The 3,518-nt window shown below is 67.6% G+C and carries 3 protein-coding genes; all 3 read right to left on the bottom strand.

Annotated features, from left to right (window positions below; all coding sequences use genetic code 11):
* Positions 1-684 (bottom strand): hydantoinase B/oxoprolinase family protein (locus EQG76_RS19160; RefSeq protein ID WP_200840941.1); only part of this gene is annotated, 684 nt, incomplete at its 3' end.
* Between the two features lie 19 nt (positions 685-703).
* Positions 704-2,509, bottom strand: a complete 1,806-nt coding sequence (locus EQG76_RS19155; protein WP_159715961.1) for a hydantoinase B/oxoprolinase family protein — start codon at positions 2,507-2,509, stop codon at positions 704-706.
* A 14-nt stretch (positions 2,510-2,523) separates the two neighbouring features.
* Positions 2,524-3,518, bottom strand: a 995-nt coding sequence (locus EQG76_RS19150; RefSeq protein ID WP_321573489.1) for a hydantoinase/oxoprolinase family protein, incomplete at its 5' end; no start/stop codon positions are given.

Here is a 3,518-nt window from a genome sequence, read left to right as displayed (position 1 = left end):
CCAGCCGGCGGCGTACTGCTCGAGCGTCTCCCAGCCGACCTCCTGGCCCAGTTGGAGAAGCTCACGTTCGCCGATCCGCACCGCACCCAGCGTCGCCAGATAGTCGCCCCACCACTGCTCCGGCACGCGGATGCGCGCCCGGCACATGCGGATCAGGTCCTGGTTGTCCTGGTAGTTCGACTGGATCTTGGCCGCTGAGAAGATCAGCGCGCCTTCCTCGTACACGTCCTTGGCGTGGCCCATATAGGTGGTGGGCCGGGAGTTGCCGCAGTCGGCCTGGTGCGCCTTGGCGAGCACGAAGAAGCGCAGCGTGCCGCCCTCGTCGACCACCGGCACGATCAGGCAGTGGTCGGCGGCATGGGAATCGCCCTCGTAGGGGCTGTTATGGAGGAAGCAGTCGCCGGCCTTCAGCTCCGGGTAATAGTTCTTCACGGTCCGGCACATGATGTCCGGCCCGATCAGCGTGTGGATCGGCAGGCTTTCGGCGCTCGCTAAAAGCTCGCAATCTGCGGTGAGTACCACGCAGGAAAAGTCGTGCGCGGTGTTGAGCACGCCGGACCGCGCGGTGCGGAACAGGGTGTTCTGCATCTTGCGGGCGATGCTCTCCATGCGGTTGGAGATGATCGCCATCCGCACGCCCTCGCGCGCCCAGCCGGCCCGCTTGTCGACGTTGGTCACGGCCATCGGCCTTCCTCCCTCCGTCTCACTGGGCCTGGCGCAGCGACACACGCAAGCTGCGCGTGGCCGCCTCGTCGACCGCGAGCGTGCCGTCGGCCAGGCTGCCGGTGGTGACCAGGCCATAGACCGACCTGGCCCGCTCTTCGCTGATCCAGCCTTCCATCAGGTCGTGCAGGACCCGCGCCGGATCGCGCTCCAGCGGTGAGCCATAGCCGCCACCGCCGGCCGAGTAAGACACCACGAGCTCGCCGGGCTTCAGCGTCACCCCGTAGCAGGGCGGCAGGTTCGTCAGGCTGCCGTCCAGCTCGCGCTTCATCGCCCGCACGGGGCCGCCCTTGCCGCCGCCACGGGTGCCCTCGGCGACGTTGATGGTGCCGTCCGCGGTGTAGAGCACCTGCATGGTGCAGTTCTCGATCGGCCCGAGCTCGGTATAGGCCGAGGGTGCCCCGCGAAACGTGCCGGCCCCCTCCGTGTCCGGGACGAGATAGCGGGCCTTGATGAAGATCGGATGGTGCAGTTCGTCCACCTCGATGCAGTCGATCCGGCACATGCCGGCATTGCCGGCATGGATGATCGACAAAAAGCCGTCGGTGACCGCCGTGCCGGCCCCGCCGGTGACACCGATATGGACCTGGTTCACGAACGGCTCGTCGTGGTTGCGCGGGTCCTTGCCGGAGATCACGCCCATGCCTGGCGCCATGATCGGCCCGGTCTCCGCCATGCCATGGCCGGCCGAGATCTCGGCGATGGCGCGCTGCACCGGGTTGGAGACTCGGTCGGCGAGATTGGTGGTGGCGACCGAGCAGGAGAAGGGATGACGCGGGATGCCCACGCAGCAATTCTCCCGTACCAGCACCTCGATCCGGCGGAAGCTGCCGGCATTGGCTGGCACGCCGTGGTCGATGATGCCGTTATAGATCCCGACCATGGCGGCGCTGACCGAGGTGCCCTCGGTCAGGTTCAGGCCGCAGGGCTGGCAGTCCGGGTTGTCGCGCAGGTCGACCGTGATCTTCCCGGCCTCGGCATCGATCGCGACATCGACCTTGACCGGAATGCCATCCGGCACACCGGGGAACGGGTCGTGCGCCGCCTGGATCTCCCGGCGCCCGCTCTTCAGCCGGCCGATCGCGTCGACCATCTTCTTCTCGGAATAGTCGAACCATGCCTCGGCATAGTTCTCCAGCACATCCCAGCCGACCTCGCGGCCAAGCGCCAGCAGCTCGCGCTCGCCGATCCGTACCGAGCCGAGCGAGGCCAGGTAGTCGCCCCACCACTGCTCGGGCACGCGGATGCGCGCCTTGCACATCCGGATGATGTCGTCGTTGTTCTGGTAGTCCGACTGGATCTTGGTCGCCGAGAAGATCAGCGCACCTTCCTGGTACACGTCGACCACGTCGCCGAGATAGGTGGATGGCCGGGAGTTGCCGCAGTCCGCCTGATGCGCCTTGGCCAGCACGAAGAAGCGCAGGATCCCGTCGTCGTCGACCACCGGCACGATCAGGCAGTGGTCGGCGGCGTGGGAATTGCCCTCGTACGGGCTGTTGTGGAGGAAGCAGTCACCCCTTTTCAGCGCCGGATGGTGCCTCTTGACCGCCTGGCACATCAGGTCCGGGCCGATCAGCGTATGGATCGGCAGGCTCTCGGCGGCCGCCAGGAAGCGGCAGTCGGCGGTCAGGATCACGCAGGAGAAGTCGTGCGCGGTGTTCAGGATGCCGGAGCGCGCGGTGCGGAACAGCGTGTTCTGCATCTTGCGCGCGATGCTCTCCATACGGCTGGAGAGGATCGCGGTGCGCACGCCATCGCGGGCCTTCTGGGCAGCGGAAGCGGTCATGGTCGTCCTCCCGCTCAGAACGTGACCCGCAGACCGCCACCTTCGGTGCGTACCGCGGTTGTGTCCGGATCGACCACCACGGTGGTGAACGAGGATTCGATGACCGCCGGCCCCGTCACCGGCTCATTCGCCGCCATTGCCTCGAACCGCACCACCGGCGCATCCGCCCAGCCGGTGGCGGCGAAATAGATCTGGCGCCTGGCCATCATCGGCCCGCTGCCTTCAGGGGTGGGCAGGCGGCCGCTGCCGCCCTCGCGCAGCCGGCAGCGCACCTTGGCCCGCCAGGTGACGAACTCGACCTCCGAATGGGGATCGGAAATCTCGAAGATGTCCTTGTGCGTGGCGTGGAAGGCCTGCTTGAGCGCGTCCAACTCCGCTTGGCCCTCGATCCGGCCCTTGCCGAGCGGTACTTCGATCTCCCAGATCTGGTGCGGATAGCGCGCTTCCACCGAGAACTCGGTGACGACCTCGAGCGCACCCTCGCCGGGCCCCGCGGCAAAGGCCTGGCAACGGCTCGCCAGGTTCGCCAGCACCTCGTTCACGCCGTCGAACTGGAAGCGGTCGCTCACCGTGAACAGCATCTGCGCATAGTCGGACGACAGTTCCGACATCAAGGCACCGGCGGCGCTGAGGACGGCACCTGCCTCCGGAATGAGCACGCCCGCGCAGCCCAGGCGCTTGCCCACCGCCACCGCGTTCAGGCCGGCAGCACCGCCGCCGCCGATCAGGATCGCCGTGGACGGGTCGATGCCCTGGTTGACGGTGATCTCGTCGATGGCCCCGACCATCTTCTCGGTGGCGAGTGCCAGGACCGCCGCCGCGGTCTCCTCGACCGAGAGGCCCAGCCGGTCCGCGACCTTCTCCTTGAGCGCTGCCACGGCCGCAGCGCGGTCCAGCGCCATCGTCCCGCCCAGGAAGAAGTCGGGGTCGATATAGCCCAGGATGATCGAGCAGTCGGTGACGGTGGGCTCGGTGCCGCCCTTGCCATAGGCGACCGGGCCTGGCGTGG

This window comes from Geminicoccus flavidas, from assembly GCF_009806515.1.
Lineage (GTDB): Bacteria > Pseudomonadota > Alphaproteobacteria > Geminicoccales > Geminicoccaceae > Geminicoccus > Geminicoccus flavidus.
This window is presented reverse-complemented; position numbering and strand designations above follow the sequence as displayed.

Bases quoted from the DNA above. Each gene is read 5' to 3' on its own strand.
- EQG76_RS19155 (WP_159715961.1), bottom strand. From the start codon at position 2,509: ATGACCGCTTCCGCTGCCCAGAAGGCCCGCGATGGCGTGCGCACCGCG.